At 65.5% G+C, this 16,758-nt stretch carries 10 protein-coding genes; 7 read left to right on the plus strand and 3 right to left on the minus strand.

Annotation, left to right across the window (positions count from 1 at the left end):
* Positions 1–94 precede the first annotated feature (94 nt).
* The 4 genes from DL240_RS06585 (at position 95) to DL240_RS06600 (ending at position 6,691) form a co-directional block, all read left to right on the plus strand.
* On the plus strand, positions 95–2,017 hold the full coding sequence (locus DL240_RS06585) for an ABC transporter ATP-binding protein (RefSeq protein WP_111729074.1): 1,923 nt from the start codon (positions 95–97) through the stop codon (positions 2,015–2,017).
* Complete coding sequence (locus tag DL240_RS06590; RefSeq protein WP_111729075.1) at positions 2,014–3,888, plus strand: ABC transporter ATP-binding protein; 1,875 nt, start codon at positions 2,014–2,016, stop codon at positions 3,886–3,888. The genes DL240_RS06585 and DL240_RS06590 overlap by 4 nt, the downstream gene beginning before the upstream one ends.
* A gap of 109 nt (positions 3,889–3,997) precedes the next feature.
* Complete coding sequence (gene mgtE / locus DL240_RS06595) at positions 3,998–5,380, plus strand: magnesium transporter (protein ID WP_111729076.1); 1,383 nt, start codon at positions 3,998–4,000, stop codon at positions 5,378–5,380.
* Positions 5,381–5,476: 96 nt separating this feature from the next.
* Positions 5,477–6,691, plus strand: coding sequence for a TraB/GumN family protein (locus DL240_RS06600; protein ID WP_111729077.1), 1,215 nt, complete (start codon positions 5,477–5,479; stop codon positions 6,689–6,691).
* A 305-nt stretch (positions 6,692–6,996) separates the two neighbouring features.
* Here the strand turns inward: DL240_RS06600 and DL240_RS20675 are convergent, their stop codons facing one another.
* A complete protein-coding gene (locus DL240_RS20675; RefSeq protein WP_158542402.1) occupies positions 6,997–8,925 on the minus strand; it encodes a zinc metalloprotease in 1,929 nt (642 codons plus the stop codon).
* A 36-nt stretch (positions 8,926–8,961) separates the two neighbouring features.
* Positions 8,962–11,601, minus strand: coding sequence for an AAA-type ATPase lid domain-containing protein (locus tag DL240_RS06610; protein ID WP_111729078.1), 2,640 nt, complete (start codon positions 11,599–11,601; stop codon positions 8,962–8,964).
* A gap of 129 nt (positions 11,602–11,730) precedes the next feature.
* Between DL240_RS06610 and DL240_RS06615 the strand changes: the two genes are divergently transcribed.
* Positions 11,731–13,578 carry a penicillin-insensitive murein endopeptidase gene (locus tag DL240_RS06615; RefSeq protein ID WP_111729079.1) on the plus strand — a complete coding sequence of 616 codons (1,848 nt, stop codon included), beginning with the start codon at positions 11,731–11,733 and terminating at the stop codon, positions 13,576–13,578.
* A gap of 56 nt (positions 13,579–13,634) precedes the next feature.
* Here the strand turns inward: DL240_RS06615 and DL240_RS06620 are convergent, their stop codons facing one another.
* On the minus strand, positions 13,635–14,147 hold the full coding sequence (locus tag DL240_RS06620; protein WP_111729080.1) for a DUF507 family protein: 513 nt from the start codon (positions 14,145–14,147) through the stop codon (positions 13,635–13,637).
* 328 nt (positions 14,148–14,475) lie between these two features.
* Between DL240_RS06620 and DL240_RS06625 the strand changes: the two genes are divergently transcribed.
* Together DL240_RS06625 and DL240_RS06630 are read left to right on the plus strand one after the other, a co-directional pair.
* Positions 14,476–16,050 (plus strand): DUF7107 domain-containing protein, encoded by a 1,575-nt coding sequence (locus DL240_RS06625; protein WP_111729081.1) that lies wholly within the window; start codon positions 14,476–14,478, stop codon positions 16,048–16,050.
* Positions 16,051–16,381: 331 nt separating this feature from the next.
* Complete coding sequence (locus tag DL240_RS06630) at positions 16,382–16,720, plus strand: DUF1153 domain-containing protein (RefSeq protein ID WP_111729082.1); 339 nt, start codon at positions 16,382–16,384, stop codon at positions 16,718–16,720.
* Positions 16,721–16,758: the final 38 nt, after the last annotated feature.

Consider the following 16,758-nt stretch of genomic DNA (forward strand, 5'->3'; position numbering starts at 1 on the left):
TTGAAATGTTTGCAGCTTCTTCTTAGTTTGCCGGGCGCCCGGCCCTGCCCGCGCTCCTCGATTTGAGTGCCTCCCCTGCCCACGTTGTTGCCGTATGTCGCAGTCCAGTTCTTCGCCTCTGAGGCCCCCTCCCGAGCTCGCCACCGTCTGCGCCCGGGAGCGCCGCGCCATCCTGTGGAGCTATTTCTGGCGCTACCGGGGGCTCTTCGCCGCCGGGGCGGTCTTTCTGCTGCTGACCAACGGTCTCGCGCTGGCCATCCCCGCTCAGCTCGGGCACGCGGTGCAGCTGATGCGCGACGCGGCCACCGCCGAGAGCTCCGACCTCTTGAGCGTGCGCTCCGAGGTGGTGCGCGCGGCGATGATCATCATCGCGCTGGCCATCGGCGCGGGCATCGCCCGGGTGTACAGCCGCACCACCATCTTTAACGCGGGCCGCCACATTGAGTTCGACCTGCGCAACGAGCTCTACACCCATCTTACGCGCCTGACCCCGCGCTTCTTCGGGAGCATGCCCACCGGCGACATCACCAGCCGGGTGACCAACGACGTCACCTACGTGCGCCTGCTCTTTGCCATCGCCTTCTTGCACATCGTCAACGCCGTCGTGGCCTATACGATCGGCATCCAGCGCATGGTCGCCCTGGATCTCTCGCTGACACTGTGGTGTCTGGCGCCCCTTCCCCTGCTTCTCTTCGGGATGCGCAGCGTCATCCACGCGCTCTTTACCCAGACGAAGGTCGTCCAGGCCGAGCTCTCCAACATGTCGTCGCGCGTTCAGGAGAATTTGAGCGGCGTCGACGTCATCAAGGCCTACACCCTTCAGGACCGTGAGATCGCGGAGTACCGCGCGCTCAACGCCAATTTCTACGAGCAAAATGTTGGGCTCGCGCGCATCCGCGCCATGCTCAACGCCATGATCGTGCTCATCGCCAACGTTGGCACCCTGGTCGTCCTCATCGTCGGTGCGCGGCGCGTGATCGAGGGGAGCATGGACCTGGGCACCTTCGTGGAGTTCAACGGTTACGTGGTGGCGCTGGCCTTCCCGACCATCGCGCTGGGCTGGGTCTTTGCCGTCTGGCACCGCGGCCTGGCGGCCTTTGAGCGGGTCTGCGAGGTACGAAACTACGAGCCCCGGGTCAAAGAGCCCGGTGAGGACGCCCTCACCCTGCCTACCGCCGAGGAACGCGAGCGGCTGGGAGCGATCGAACTCGACTCGGTGAGCTTCGCCTACGAGGACTCCCCGGTGCTCAAGGACATCTCGCTTACGATTCCGGCCGGTTCCACCGTGGCCATCGTCGGCAAGACCGGCAGCGGCAAGTCCACCCTGGTCAAGCTCCTGGCACGCCACTACGACCCCACCGAAGGCGCGATCCGGGTGGAAGGCATCGACCTGCGCCAGCTTCCCCAACGGCAGCTCCGCTCCGAACTGGGCGTGGTCCCCCAGGAGCCCTTCCTCTTCTCGATGACCATCGGGCAAAACATCCGCTTCGGCCTCGATGCTCTGCAGTTCGATGAGTCGCTCACCCGGCGAGCACCGACGGCGGCGCTGATCGAAGGTCTGTTGGAGGGGGGGGAGCGGGAGCTCACCCAGGAGGAGCGCATCGCGCAGGCCGTTGAGATCGCGGCTCTGGATGCCGACCTCGAAAACTTCGAGCAGGGGCTCGACACCCTGGTCGGCGAACGCGGCGTGACCCTCTCCGGCGGACAGAAGCAACGCACCACCATCGCCCGTGCTCTGCTCACCGACCCGCGCATTCTCATCCTCGATGATGCCCTGGCCAGCGTCGATACCCAGACCGAGCGCCGCATTCTCGACCAGCTCAAGGCGCTGATGTACGGACGCACCTCGATCCACATCACGCACCGCTTCAACGCTCTCTCCCGGGTCGACCGCATCTTTGTGCTCGACGAGGGCCGCCTCGTCGAAGAGGGCACCCACGCCGAACTCTGTCAACGCGGTGGCCTCTACGCCGAGATGTACGCCCGCCAAAAACTCAGGGAGCAACTCGAATCATGAGCGCCCCGACTCCCAACAAAACTCGCCAGGCAAAGCAGGACCGCCCCAAAGACGCGGCCATCGGCTCGGCCTTTCAAGAGCAGAAGCTCGGCCAGATCACCGATCTCTCCATCGTCGGCCGTCTGTGGAGCTACATGCGGCCGTACCGCTGGCTCTTTCTGCTCTCGCTCTTGTCGATGCCCGCGCTCACCGCGGTGTCCCTGGCGCAGCCCTGGCTCTTGCAGATCGCCATCGACGACTACCTGGTCCCCGGGCAACTCCAGGGGCTCTGGCAGGTGCTGGCCCTCTACGCGGTGAGCATCGCCGCCATGGCGGCGCTGACCTTCGGGCAGATGTACGTCACGCAGTACGCCGGGCAGAAAGCCCTGCGCGACCTGCGCCAGGAGCTCTTCGAGCACGTCCAGGGGCTCTCCTCCGACTTTTTTAAGAAGAACCCCGTCGGCCGCCTGATGTCGCGGATGACCACCGACATTGAATCGCTTCAGGAGGCCCTCTCCTCGGGCATGATCTCGATGGTCGGTGACATCATCACCCTCTCCGCCATCGTGGTGATCCTCCTCTACAAAAACTGGCAGCTCGCCCTGGCCAGCTTTGTCGTCGTCCCGGTGCTTTTGGGGCTCACCGCGCTGTTTCGGCACTTTTTGCGCAAGGCCTTCCGGGAGATTCGCGTCAAGATTGCGCGCCTCTACGCCCACCTGCAGGAGAGCATCACCGGGATGAGCGTCATCCAGCTCTTCGTGCGCGAAAACATCAGCCGCGACGAGTACCGCGATATCAACGCCGACTACCGCGACGCCAATATCCGTTCGATCCGCTACGACGCCCTGCTCTACTCGGTGGTCGAGGCCGTCGGCTCGGTCACCATCGGGGCGATCATCTGGTACGGCAGCGGCCAGGCCCTGGAGGGCGCGATCACCCTGGGCGTGCTCGTGGCCTTCATCGAGTACATGCAGAAATTCTTCGTGCCCATCCGCGATCTCGCGCAGAAGTACAACTTTCTGCAGAGCGCGATGGCCAGCAGCGAGCGCGTCTTCCAGCTCCTCGACACCCAGGAGCGTATCCCCCTGGCCGAGTCCCCCTCGCCCATCCCCGCCGGACCGATGACCATTGAGTTTAAGGATGTCTGGTTCGGCTACGGAGGCGACGATCCGGTGCTGCGCGGCCTCTCCTTTAAGGTGAACCCGGGCGAACGCGTCGCGCTCGTCGGGCATACCGGCGCCGGTAAAACCACGATCATCAAGCTCCTGACCCGCCATCACGATATTGAGCGCGGCCAGATCCTGATCAACGGCGTCGACATCCGTGAGCTCGACCTCCAGGAGCTTCGCCAGCGCTTTGCCGTCGTCCTCCAGGATGTCTTCCTCTTTAGCGACACGGTCCGCGAAAACCTCACGATGGGCGACGCCTCGCTCTCGGAGGACGCGCTCCAGCGAGCCTGCGATCTTGTCCACGCCACCGAGATGATCGAGCGCCTCGACGGGGGCCTGGAGTACCCGGTCTCCGAGCGCGGGCAAAACCTCTCGGCCGGCCAGAAACAACTCCTAGCCTTTGCCCGCGCCATCCTGCGCGACCCGCACGTGCTGATCCTCGATGAGGCCACGGCCAACGTCGACACCGACACCGAGGCCCTGATCCAGGACGCTATCGAACGCCTCCTGGCTCGCCAGACCTCGCTGGTCATTGCCCACCGCCTCTCCACCATCCAGCGCGCCGACCGCATCCTGGTCCTTCATAAAGGTCAGCTTCTGGAGCAGGGCACCCACCACCAGCTCGTCGCCGCCGGCGGACACTACGCCACCCTCTACCGCCTGCAGTACGCCACCGGCGCCGAAATCGCGGCGACCTCGCCAGGCTGCTCCCCGGCCCCTTAAGAGGGCGCGCCCGACACCTTGACACCCGGAGGCGCGCCGATACATTGGCCCGTCTCTGCACCACCGCCGTGGCCAACCTCCCCCTCCGACGTGTACCGGGCTCGCACCGATGTCTCTCGAAGAAAGCTCCACTCCCTTTGATCACGACCAGCTCGCCGAAGCCCTCAAGGCCGCGGTCCGTGAGAAGCACTGGAGCCAGGTCCGGCTGGCGGTGACCGGCGTGCCCACCGCCGAGATCGCCGACGCCTTCATCACCCTGGACCGCTCCGAAAAGGTCCTGGCGTTTCTGGCACTGCCCCGAAAGCTTGCCGCCGATCTCTTCAGCTATCTGGACTTTGATGAGGCCAACAGCCTGCTCTCTAATCTCACCGATGAGCACGCCCGGGAGCTGCTGACCAACCTCAAGCCTGACGACCGTACCCAGCTCCTGGAAGAGCTCCCCGGCCAGGTCACCCAGCGCCTGCTCAACCTCCTGGACCCCGAAGACCTGCGCGAAGCCCGGCAACTCCTGGGCTACCCCGAGGAGAGCGTCGGCCGGCTGATGACCCCCGACTACGTGGCGGTACGCCCCCAGTGGTCGATCGCCCGCGCCCTGCAGCACATCCGTAAGATGGGTCGGGACTCCGAGATCATCTCCATCGTCTACGTCACCGCTCCCGACTGGCAGCTCCTCGACGCCCTGGAGCTGCGCAAACTGATCCTGGCCGACCCCGACGATACCGTCGCCTCCCTGATGGACCGTTCCTTCGTCAAGCTCTCGGCCTTCGACGACCGCGAAGAGGCCGTGCGCGCCCTCTCCCGCTACGACGTCATCGCCCTGCCGGTCGTCGACTCCGACGGCGTGCTCCTGGGTATCGTCACCGTCGATGATGTGCTCGACGTCGCCGAAGAAGAAGCCACCGAGGACTTCCACAAAGGTGCCGCGGTCTCGCCACTGACCAAGGGCTACCGGGAGAGCTCCATCCTCGACCTCTTCCAAAAACGCATCGGCTGGCTGCTGATCCTGGTCGTCGTTAACCTCCTCTCCTCCGCCGTCATCTCGGCCTACGAGGAGACGTTGGCCACCGTCATCGCCCTGGCCTTCTTCATCCCCCTGCTGATCGGCTCCGGCGGCAACACCGGCGCCCAGTCCGCCACGCTGATGGTCCGCGCCATCGCCACCGACGATGTCGACCTCTCCCAGTGGCTCAGCTGCGTGGGTAAAGAAGTCGCCGTCGGCCTGAGTTTGGGAGCCTCCATGGGCCTGGCCAGCGCCCTGCTCGGCCTCTTCCGCGGGGGCTGGATGCTCGGCGTCGTCGTGGGCCTCTCCATGCTGGGCATCGTGCTCGTGGCCAACCTGGTGGGCACCATCCTGCCCTTCATCCTGACGCGTGCCCGCATCGACCCGGCCATCGCCTCCAGCCCGCTGATCACCACCATCGCCGACGCCAGCGGCCTGCTCATCTACTTCGGAACCGCCTCGTTCTTTATTCAAGCCGGCCTGATCGGCTAGACCCTGTTCAAATGCCGCCCCCTGGGCTAGTTCTTGCCCCTTAGCTTTGTCCCCCGGCCGGCCCGGGCAGGCCTGACCTTTAACGCTGATGCGCTCATGACCGATACCCCCGAACCACTCCCGCCCGCCGATGCCCTCGCCACCCAGGCCGAGGCCGACATCACCCGTCTGACCGTCGATGGTAAGTCCATCACCCTCATCGGCACCGCGCACATCTCTCAGGAGTCGGTCGAAACCGTTCGACGCCTCATCTCCGCCGAAGAACCCGACACCGTCTGCGTGGAGCTCGACGAGGAGCGCTACCGGGCGATGACCGAGGAGCAGAACTTCGACGAGCTCGACCTGCGCGAGATCATCAAGAAGGGGCAACTCGTCTTCTTAATGGCCCGTCTGGCCCTGGCCTCGTTTCAGAAACGCATGGGCAGCTACACCGGCGTCAAACCCGGCGCCGAGATGGCCGCGGCCATTGAGCTGGCCAACGAGCTCGATCTGAAGGTCGAACTCGTGGATCGCAACGTGCGTACCACCCTGCTGCGGGCCTGGCGAAAGACCTCCTTCTGGCGCCGCTCCGCCCTGGCCATGAGCCTGGCCGGCGGCCTCTTTGAGCGCAACGAAATCGGCGAAGAGCAACTCGCCGAACTCCGCCAGTCCCAGAACATCGGCGCCATCCTCGACCAGCTCGGGGACGCGATGCCCTCGGTCAAAACCGTGCTGGTCGATGAGCGCGATCTCTTCATGGCGCACCACATCCGCAACGCCCCCGGCCAACGCATCACCGCGGTGGTGGGCGCCGCCCACGTCCCCGGGCTTATCCGGCGCCTCAACGCCGCCGACCTCCCCGACGCTGTCGCCGAGGTCGATGTGGTCCCCCCCCGCTCGACCCTCTCGAAGATGCTCCCCTGGATCATCCCGGCCCTGGTCATCGCCGTGTTTGTCCTGGGCTTCTTCCGCGCCGATCCCGGCGAAATGCAAGAAGCCGCCGTAGCCTGGGTCCTCGCCAATGGCACCCTCTCCGCCCTGGGTACTCTCATCGCCCTGGGCCATCCCCTGACCATCCTGGCCGCGTTCATCGCCGCCCCCCTCACCTCGCTCAACCCCACCGTGGGCGCCGGCATGGTCACCGCCTTCGTGCAGACCTTCCTGGCCCCGCCCCGCGTGCGCGACCTGGAGAGCTTCGGCGACGATATCGCCGACTGGCGCGGCTGGTGGAAGAACCGCATGGCGCGGGTCTTCCTCGTCTTCTTCCTCTCCTCCTTCGGCAGCAGCCTGGGCACCTTCGTGGCCTTCGGGTGGCTCAAGAACCTCCTCTGAGCCGGCCCCCCTCGCCACCTGCCTGCGACTCGCCATAAAGCCCGGCCGCCCTCACATTGGGGCGGCCGGGCTTTGTTTTGGAGTTCGCGTCCCCCTCCCCCCACGTTCCTTTCAGAATCGCCCCAGACCGCCGTACAGGGGCGTTTCTTGCTCAAGAATCGCTCCCGACCGCCGTACAGGGGCGTTTCTTGCTCAAGAATCGCTCCCGACCGCCGTACAGGGGCGTTTCTTGCCCGGGAATCGCACATGTACCGCCGTACGCACGTGTTTCCCCCGGCGCCGGCGCTCTTCCCCGCGCGCGCGCGTTAATCCAGCGGCAGAATCGTTTGTAAATACGCCCGGTTCTGCGGGTTGAACACCGCCGGCCCTTCGCCCTCGAGCTCCGCGCGCTGCTCAAAGCTACGGTCCGCCCCGGCGTCCATGATGAAGCCGCCGGGCTCCGGGTTATGAAAGACCATGGTCGGCTCCTCCCAGTCCTGCACCAGATGCGTCAGCCCCAGCGAATGCCCCACCTCATGGACCAGGGTGTTGCCCACTACGTTGCCCGCCACCCGCACAGCCTCCTCGATCGCCTGAGCACGCTCCCCGCTTCCCACCTCGCTGCCGCGAACCGGGACCCCGCCCAGGCCCGGCATAAAGGGCCCGAACACCCGATCAAAATGCGCAGAAGCCGCCCGGTTCCCCGGCGTAAGCGTCGGGCTATAAAAGGTGAACGACTCCACGAACACCCCGCCAAAGAGCACGTTAAACGCCTCCCCGCTCTGGCGGTTGATGCCCCCCAGGTAGTCATTCAGATACAGGTTGCCGGTATCCTTGGCCTGATCATTAAAGGTGTTGTCGTACCCAAAAGCCTGATGCCCCGAGGGATCGGGCCCGCCGATTTCCACCACCGCGTAGGCCGCAAAATCCTCGGGCTCCTCCTCCACGAACACCATATTGACGCCCTGATAATCTCGCTGCGCCACCGCGAGGATGCGGTCGCGAATCTCCCGCTCGACGTTCCCCAGCCCGAAGCTCTCCAGCGCCCGGGTAAAGGCCGGCAGGTACTTCAGCCAGACCACCTGCCGGGTGGGCAACACCTCGAAACGCCCGGACCAGGCCACCCCCACGGTCTCCCCGTGAACATCGTAGAGCAGCGGCGAGATCGTCCCCTCAAAGGTCCCGGGCTCTGCCCCGAGTCCGAGGAGATCGCGCCCCTCCACGCTGTACCAGACCTCCTGCAAGAGCAGCTCATCGCTGCGCACCTGATCGGCGGCCCGCTCCAAAGCCCGGGCGCCTTCCAGGTTGCGGGTAGGCCGACTCGGGTCGCGTGGCTCAAAGACACCCTCATAGCGCAGGATCATCCCGTAGCCCTGCCCGGCGCCCACAAACCCGCGCCCCCGCAGCTCCACCCACTGACCGCGGCTGGCCCCTTGAGGGCTGAGCGAGGCGATAAAGGTCGGCTGGAGCGCCCCGGCCAGCGTCAGCTCCGAGCTCCCGACCACCCTTGGCTCGCCATTGGCCGAGACGTTCTCCAGGCGCATCGTCACCTGGTAGCTCCCCGGATGCACCCCGAAGACCCCGGGCTCCAGGCGCAGCTCACCCGCGCTGCGCTCCCCCATCCAGCGCACCGGCAGGCGCTCCCCGCTTAAGTCACGGGGCCCACCCGGCGTCGAGCTGACCTCGCCGGCCACCACCACCGCCCAGGTCTGCCCTTCCTCCGGGCGTAGCATTCCCTCCCCCTCCAGACGCACCGAGCCGTTGACAAAGGAAGGAGCCTCCCCGACCACCGCCAGCTCGGGCGCCAGCTCCCGCACAAAGTGCAAACGCAGCTCCCGGAGCTCGCCATGGGCCACCTCCCCGAGCTCATCGCCCAGGCTCACCGCGATGCTCACTCGGGCAAACCACTCCTCGCTCGACGGCGCCTGGGGCCAGAAGAGCGCGGCGGCCTCCAGCTCAACGTAGAGCTCTCCCACGTCGCCCTCGCGCTTGAGCTCGACGTCAAGCTCCGCATCAAAGGCATCGCCCCCCTCCACCTGCCCCTTAAGCAGCACCCGGGCCCGGTCGGCCACCAGACGATCGGTGCCGATCAGACGCACGCGCAGCCGGGAGTCGGGCAACACCAGGCGCTGTGCCAGCTCCGGGGTCACGCCCCGCACCGGGCGCTCGGCCACCACCGGCGTCGCAGGCTCGGAGCACGCCCCGCTGAGCCCCAGCAGCGCCATCGACCCGACCAGCGCCGCCCCCCTTCCCATCCAGATGGCCCTCCTCATCACACAGCCCTCACAACACTAGAGAGGGCGCGCTTCGCGCACCCGGGTGGGAAGATCTTCACGGTCGATCACATCATAGCGCGCCCAGAGCACCGAGAGGCGCACCACCTCCACCGCCTCGCGCACCTCGCCAGGGTAGCTGTAGGCCAGCAGCGCATCGAGCGCGGTGCGCGAGAAGCCCTCGACCTCTTTGCCGTAGCGCGCGCTCCACTCCTGAAGCCAGAACTCCAACACCACGCGCTGAATCCCGCCCCGACGCCGAAACGCCGGCACAATCACCTCCCGGTGGCCCAGCGCATCCTCCATCACCGCGGAGAAGCCCTCCAGCACGCTACGCTCCTCGGCGTCGGCGGCATCAAAGGCCAGGCACAAGCGCACGCCGGCCTCCTCGCACTGATGGCAGAGCGCCACCATTCGCGCCTCATCGAGCAGCTGGGCGCGCCGCACCAGCAGCGTGCCCTGCCCGCCGGCCCAGATCGCGCTTTGCAAAAGCCCCGGCCCCTGCCCGCCGGCCTCCTCGCCAAGGATCAGGTCGATCGCCTCGGTCGCCCCGGCCTCCCCGGCGGTGAGCACGCGCATCGCCTCGGGCTCCCCGCCGCCGAGCGCATGAACCAGCGCCCCGACCATGGACTTGCCCACCCCGATGGCCCCGCCGATCGCGATCGGCTCGGGCGTCTCCAGCAAAAAGCGCAGCCCCTCGACCAGCTCCGGCTCCACCAGCTGCGCCGCCAGCGACTCCGGCCAGACTTCGGCGGCCGCGGTGATTCGAAAAAGTTCGGTGTCGGCCTGCGCCTGATCGCGCTCCCGGCGCGCCTGGGACAACTCCTGCTCCCGGGCCGCCACCGAAGCGCTGAGCTCTCGGCGCTCCTCCTCGCCAGCGTCAATTTCCTGTTGCAGCGCGGCCAGATCCGGGCCCTGATCGCCCTCCAACTCCTGACGACGCTCCTCGGCCGCGGCCTCCAGCAGCTCGATCATCGCCGCCGACCACAGCGGCGCACTCCAGGCAGCGGTGGCGACGTCCAGGGCCTGCGGCGCAGCGTAGGCGATGCCCTCGGGCGGCGACGTCGTCCAGCTCCCAAGCACCACCATCTCGGCCCCGCCGTCGAGCTCCAGACAGCCCCGGGGTGCGGGCAGACGCTGCGCCAGCGCCAGCGCCATGGCCTCGGCAATCCCGACCATCGGATGGGCCTCGCCAGCTTCGTCCATCGGCACCTGGTAGCCCTCGGCCAGCAGGATATCCACCGCGTCGGCCACCTCGGGACGCGCCGGCACGACCTGAAGCTCGCCATCGCCCTCAAAACGCAGCTCAAAACTCTGACCGGGCAGCCGCCCAACCAGCCGCAGCTCGCTGCCGGGAACCTCCACCCCCACCTCACGCAAATAGCCGTAGAGCAGCTCCTGACGGGAGCGCTCATCGGCGATGTCCCCCAACGCCGAGCGCACCCCGTACTTCAACGCGAAGAGGTAGTCGCCAAACCACACCATCGAGGGGATCAGCACGGCAAACCAGCGCCAGCGATCCTCCTCAAAGGCCACCGGCTCCATCACCGCTGCCACCACACAGGCAAAGAGCCCCAGCACCACCACACCGGTCAGATAGCCGTAGCGCTCCCCGAGCCCGATATTGACCCCGGACTCAAACCCCTGGGCGCTGATCTCGTAGATCACAAAAAGCCCGGCCAGGATGGCCGCCGCATGCAACGCCACCTCGACGTTGGCCAGATACCCCGCGTAGAGCGCCGTCACCAGCACCAGAGACACCACCGCGCCGATCGCCAGCACACTGGCCCCGCTGCGGAGCGCCCCCGGCGCCTCGACCTGGCGACGGGCGTACATCGCCATCGGGCGCATCATGACCAAACTCACGATCACAAGGGCGGCCAGGACCTCATCGGCCAGAAGCCACTGGTAGCCGTAGGCCATCAAGTAAAGCCAGGCCAGCCCCACCGTCTCCAGCGCGATCAGATAGGCCGAGCGAGGCGGCAGCACCTCCGAGCTGCGCCACCAGAGCAGAAGTACGGCGATCAACGCCAACCCGAAGGTCAGCAACAGGCCGGTGTGTACCCGGGCCTCTCCCACGCGCATCTGCCCGGAGAAGATCGCGTTGGGGCGCTCCAGCCCCAGCAGCGCATCGCTGCGACTGGCGACCACGCTGCGCAGCCCCTCCGGCCCGACCTTCCCCGGCAAGATCCGCCCGTCGATCTCCACCAGACGGTCCGTAGGCTCGACTCCCGGAGGAAGCTGGGTCGGATCAAAGCCCTCGCCCTGCACTGTCACCGAGAAGCGGTGCAAGGGCCGCAAGATCTGATAGTTGAGCACCTTCGATTCGCCGCCCTCTGAGGCCACACTCGACGCCCCTTCCGTCATCGCCGGCAGGAGCGCCCGCAGATGCCGCAGGTCCTCCAGGGTCATGCCCTCGACGGCGACCAGCCGGTCTCCGCGCTGAAAGTTCTGAGCTTCGCTGGCCGGAGAGCGCTCCACGGCCACCTGCCGAATAGTCAGATCAGGGCCGATCGTCACGCCGAGGTCGGGCAATCCCGACAGCCGTGCCCATCCCAGTAGCGCACTCACCAGAGCCAGCGCCAACACCGCAATCCAGGCCCCTGTATATCCGCGTTCTCTCATGTCTTTTTTGTGCTCGCGCTTAATTTCGTCCATCACCGAATCGGCTCTCGACCCGGTTGCCGCACTTCCACCAACACTTTATGATTCCTGCATGCGGCGCTTTCCCGACCCTACCCGGGAACGCCCCGCAACGGAACTCCTCTCCTGGCCCCAATCGCCTCTATGCGCATCCCCCACGCTTTTGCTCCCCTGCTCCTCCTGCTGGCAGGCTGCGCCACGCCCGGCGCGCCGCTGCAGGCCAGCGCACCAGAACACGTGCCGGCGCCAGCGCTGGAGCCGGCCGAGCTTGCGCCACCGGCACCGGACTTTGCATCGGTTGCCCGCAACGCCCGGGCTCAAGCCGACCTGAGCGTCGCACTCGCCGCGGCCCTCGCCAGCGTCGACCACGCGGTTGCCACCGGCGCCGAGAGCGTCGGGGGCTATTGGAGCCTGCCTTACGAACCCCTGGATGCGGCGACCATCCTCGATCCCGAGCGCACCCCCACCGGTTCACTCTCGCTGGGAACCATCCGCCAGGGGCGCCTGCTCCAACCGGCCACCCTCGACGCCGAGGGGCCCTTCCACAGCATTATTGAACGTCACCGCAGCCGCAACACGCACTTCGGGACGCACGAAATCATCGACGCGCTGCTGCGCGCCGCCGAAGAGGTCGCCCGGGAGCACGGCGGCGCCCCTCTGCGCGTGGGAAATATCGCGTTTAAAGAAGGCGGCCCCATCCCCTGGAGCAGCTCTCATCAGGCCGGCCGTGACGCTGACCTGGCCTTTTACGCGCTCGACGAGCAGGGGCGCTCGGTGCCCACCCCGGATCTCATCACCTTCGAAGACGACGGCCGCGCCCGCGGCTATCCCCTTCAGTTCGATGTCGCCCGCAACTGGGCCTTAACCCGCGCGCTTCTCACTGACCCCGAGATTCGCGTCCAGTGGCTCTTTGTAAGCGAAGCCCTCAAGCAACAGATGCTCGCCCATGCCGTGTCTATCGGCGAGCCCGACGAGCTCATCGAACGCGCCGCCTCGGTCCTTCATCAACCCACCGACGCCCCGCCCCACGATGACCACCTGCATGTGCGCATCGGCTGCCCTCTCAACGACCGCCTGGAAGGCTGCCAGGACTGGGGCCCCCGCTGGCCCTGGTACGAGTGGAACGATCAACGCGTCCTTGCCCGCGCCCTGGCCCTTCGACCGGCCCTGGACCACACCGATCCCGAGCTCCGGGCCCGGGCGCTCGACTTCCTCCAGCAATTGCGCCCTCCGCTGGCCGGAGAGCTGGTGCTTTACCATAGCCTCAACGACCCCCTTCCAGAACTTCGAGCCCGCGCCCTGGAGCTGCTCCAGGAACTCCCCCCCCGTACCCAGGCCGCCGCCCGCGCCATCGCGCAACACCTCCATAGCGCTGAGCTTCCCAGTGAGGAGCGCCAGAGCCTCTACCGTACCCTGGCGGCCGCCTCCACGCCGGCGGCCTTCACCGTAGCGCGTGAGCGCCTCTTCAACCCCGAGCTCCCCCTGGAGGAACGCCTCTGGGCCGCCCAGAGCCTGCGTCACGATCTCTCCCCGGAACTCGTGCTTCCCATCCTCGATCAGCTCCCCTCGGCGCCCCCACGCTTGCGGGCCGCGCTGGCGAGCCTCCTCTACCGAATCACCGCCCGTGTCGACGACCTGGACTGGCAACTCGCCAGCGAAACGCAACGCACTCAGGCCCTGACCCGGTGGCAACACTGGTGGAGCAGCCATCACGAGCTGCCTCGCGAGCAATGGCTCCAGGAAGCGCTCCATACCCTCCAACCCGATGTCACCTGGGGCGACCTTCATCGCATCGACACACTTATCGCGACCCTCCCCACGCTGCACCCGGCGGTGGCCATGAACCTCAGCCATATCATCAGCTCGTGGACCGGGCGGTGGGCTCCCCGTGACTTCCAGACCCCCGCCCACGCGCACCGCTACTGGTCCCGCTGGTGGTCGCGAAATCGCGAGCGGATGCTCAACCCCGACGCCCCCCAGGCCTGGAACTAAAACAAAAAAAGACCGGCCATCGGCCGGTCTCCAAAACGTGCGCTCTGAGCGAGAGGCTACTCAAGATTTTTGAGGCGCTTAAGGTTGCCCATAACCTTCTCGTACTCAATCTCCCAGGCCGCCGAACCCTCCTCCAGGTTCTTAATCTTACCGCGAACTTCCTGATCGAGCTCTTCCTGAACGTTGGTATGACGCTTGAGAATCGGGCTGATCTTGCGTCGTAAGTCGTTGTCCGTCGAGTAGACCTCATCGACAAAGTTCGAGTGGAAGAAGGTCTCAATGATCTGGGAGATAATGTAGCCGAGAGGATCATCGCTGAGTTCAAGACCTTTGGCCTTGGCCAGCTTTCGTTTTTCACGACCAACGCTGCTATCACCATACTTAATGGCAATATCCTTGGCCCGTTCGGTAAGCTCGCGATCCAGGCGAATGAATTCGCGCAGAACCGACTGGATATCGAGTTCAACCTCGGGAAGATTCTCCGAAGCGATCTCCAGATCTCCGCCGCGGGTCAGCGTGCGAATGATCTCTTCAGCGATGACCGGTACTTGTCCGCCATATAAGCGCATAACGCCTCCAGATGGTCCGAACGCACCCGGGATAACTCCGGGACTCCGGTGGCGTCCGACAGATCAGGGCACTCGTGGCCTTAATCCGAATCTTTTCGTCCGTGTAACGAGACGTCGTTTTTGCACCTTTATCTTCAGATTACAAGGATAATTTTCATCTCCGAACGATCGTCTTCCACCTGCCCTCCACTGCGCCCCTGGTTTAAGAGTGGGAATGAATAGCCCGGAGATTATCGCGTCGAATGGACACGCACTGGCCTGCCGGGCTCGCCTCATGTACAGCGACCACCAGCGCTTTTGACCAACCCCTTCTGAGTGGAGATCGACCATGTCGACGTTCGCCTCACCCCCACCACATGCCACCACTTCGGCGTCGGCTCTCACCACGACCGCACGGTGGGTCGCCCTCTCCCTGTTCTTTCTACTCTTCTCCCAGGGCTGCCTGGGTTGCGACGATCGCAGCAACCAGGAGGTGGACTGCTCGGTAGCTGGCGAATGCCCGGCCTGTGAGTTCGATTCCGAGTGTACGGGCGACTCGATCTGCAGGCTCGGAACATGCACCCAGCCCTGTGCAACCGACAACGAATGCAGCTCCGACCAGATCTGCTCGCGTGGACGCTACTGCATCGATATCCCCGAAACGATCACCGCCTGCCGTATCAACAGCGACTGCCCCTCCCGACGCTGCGACGAAGGTGCCTGTGTTCCCGCGGACCGCTGCCAGGTCGACAGCGATTGTTTCGAGCAACAATTCTGCAGCCTCGACGGCTTCTGCGTCCCCGAATGCGAGGCCTCGTTGGAATGCCCGGGCAATGAGATCTGCCACCAGGGCCGCTGTGTCATCGGTGGCGACTGCTCCGACAATAGCGATTGCGGCGAACTTGGCCTGTGCAGTGACCAGGGCAGCTGCCAGATTGCCTGCCAGAGCGACGAAGAGTGCGGTACCGATGCCACCTGCTTTGAGGGCCATTGCTCCGCAGGATGCAGCGACGATGCCCAATGCGGCGACGCCGGCGTGTGCTTCCGCGGCGCCTGCGTCAACGCCGATCCCGACGATCCGACTCGCCCTGCCCCTGAGCCCGGCGAAGATCCGGACGAGCCCGGACCTGATGCCGGTAACCTCGAGGACACGGGCCCGACCGACGATGCGGGAACCAACCCCGGTGAGGAGCCCTCCCCCGACCGGGACGATGCTCAAGAGTGCGTCACCGCCGCCGACTGCGGCCCCAATGCCAGCTGTGAAGACGGCCTCTGCGTAGCGGTGGGTATCTGCCAGTCCAACGCCGACTGCTCCGAAGGCTCCACCTGCCAGCGAGGCCGCTGCCGGCTCGGCTGTGAGGCCGACGAGCATTGCCGCACCGGCGAAATCTGCACCGAGGCGGGCTCCTGTGCGCCGATTGAGTCTCCCGACCTGAGCTGCCGCTCCAGCAGTGACTGCGGCCCCTGCGAGTCTTGTATCTCGGGAACCTGCCAGGTCGTCGACCAACTCTGCGTCACCGATGCCCAATGTGGGCTTGGCAAAGACTGTCAGCGCGGCTTCTGTCACTATGAATGTGCCGACGACCTGGACTGCCCCTACAGCCAGAGCTGCAATTCCGGTGTCTGCCAGCCAGCATCGAACCCGACGGCCTGCTCCTCCCGGGCCGACTGCGGCGCCCAGGAAAGCTGCATCAACGGCTGGTGCTACAACCAGTGCCAGTCTAACAGCGATTGTGGCGAACAGATGCTTTGCGACCAGGGTGTCTGCCAACCGGACTACCGCCCCGGGCCCGAATGCACCGGGCCCAACCAATGCGGCCCCGGCGCGACATGTGTTAGCGGCGTGTGCACTATGAGCTGTTCTTCTGACACCGATTGCACCTTCGGCGCGGGAGCATGCGAATTCGGCTACTGCGCGCGGTAAACACAAAGCCAGATAAGCTAAAAGCCCCTCGGTACGCCGGGGGGCTTTTTTTTACTTATTCATAATCAATTCGCCCGAAGAGACAGGCTTGCCGGCAAGAGCCTCTCCAGAATCAACGTACTTCACACCCGCCCCCCCAGAGGCCCCGCCAGCAATACGGCTGAACAGCCTACCGATGCCATCTGCGAGCGTGGCAACGCAGGCGCCGGAGGTATCACAGTATTCTGCCCCCCTGACAATCAAGCCACCCTTATGACAATGGTGCCTGGCCAAGCCAAACCTGTCAGAATCGGGCTGGGTGTTGGTCAGGACGTCAGTTTACGAGGGTGAGATGAGCGAAGAGTTACCTGAAGACATCAAGCGTTGGACCTCGAAGCGTCGTACCGCACTGGTGCTGCAGATTATCCGCGGAGAGACCACGGTGAACGAGGCTGCGCGCCAGTACGACCTCAAGCCCGGCGAGATTGAGCAGTGGTACGAGACCTTCCTGGATGCGGGTGAAAACGGGCTGAAGAGCCGGCCGAAGGAAGAGATGGAGCGCAAGGATGCCCAAATCGCCAAGCTCCAGCAGAAGATTGGCGAGCTGGTGATGGACATCGACATCATCAAAGAGGTCCATCACATGGCCAAGCTCGACCCTTTTGGCTCAGGGTGGCGCTCCGAGGATTGATGGAACGTCACCCGGCCGTGAGCGAGCGGAGGTTGTGC

The organism is Lujinxingia litoralis, assembly GCF_003260125.1.
Classification (GTDB): Bacteria; Myxococcota_A; Bradymonadia; order Bradymonadales; family Bradymonadaceae; genus Lujinxingia; species Lujinxingia litoralis.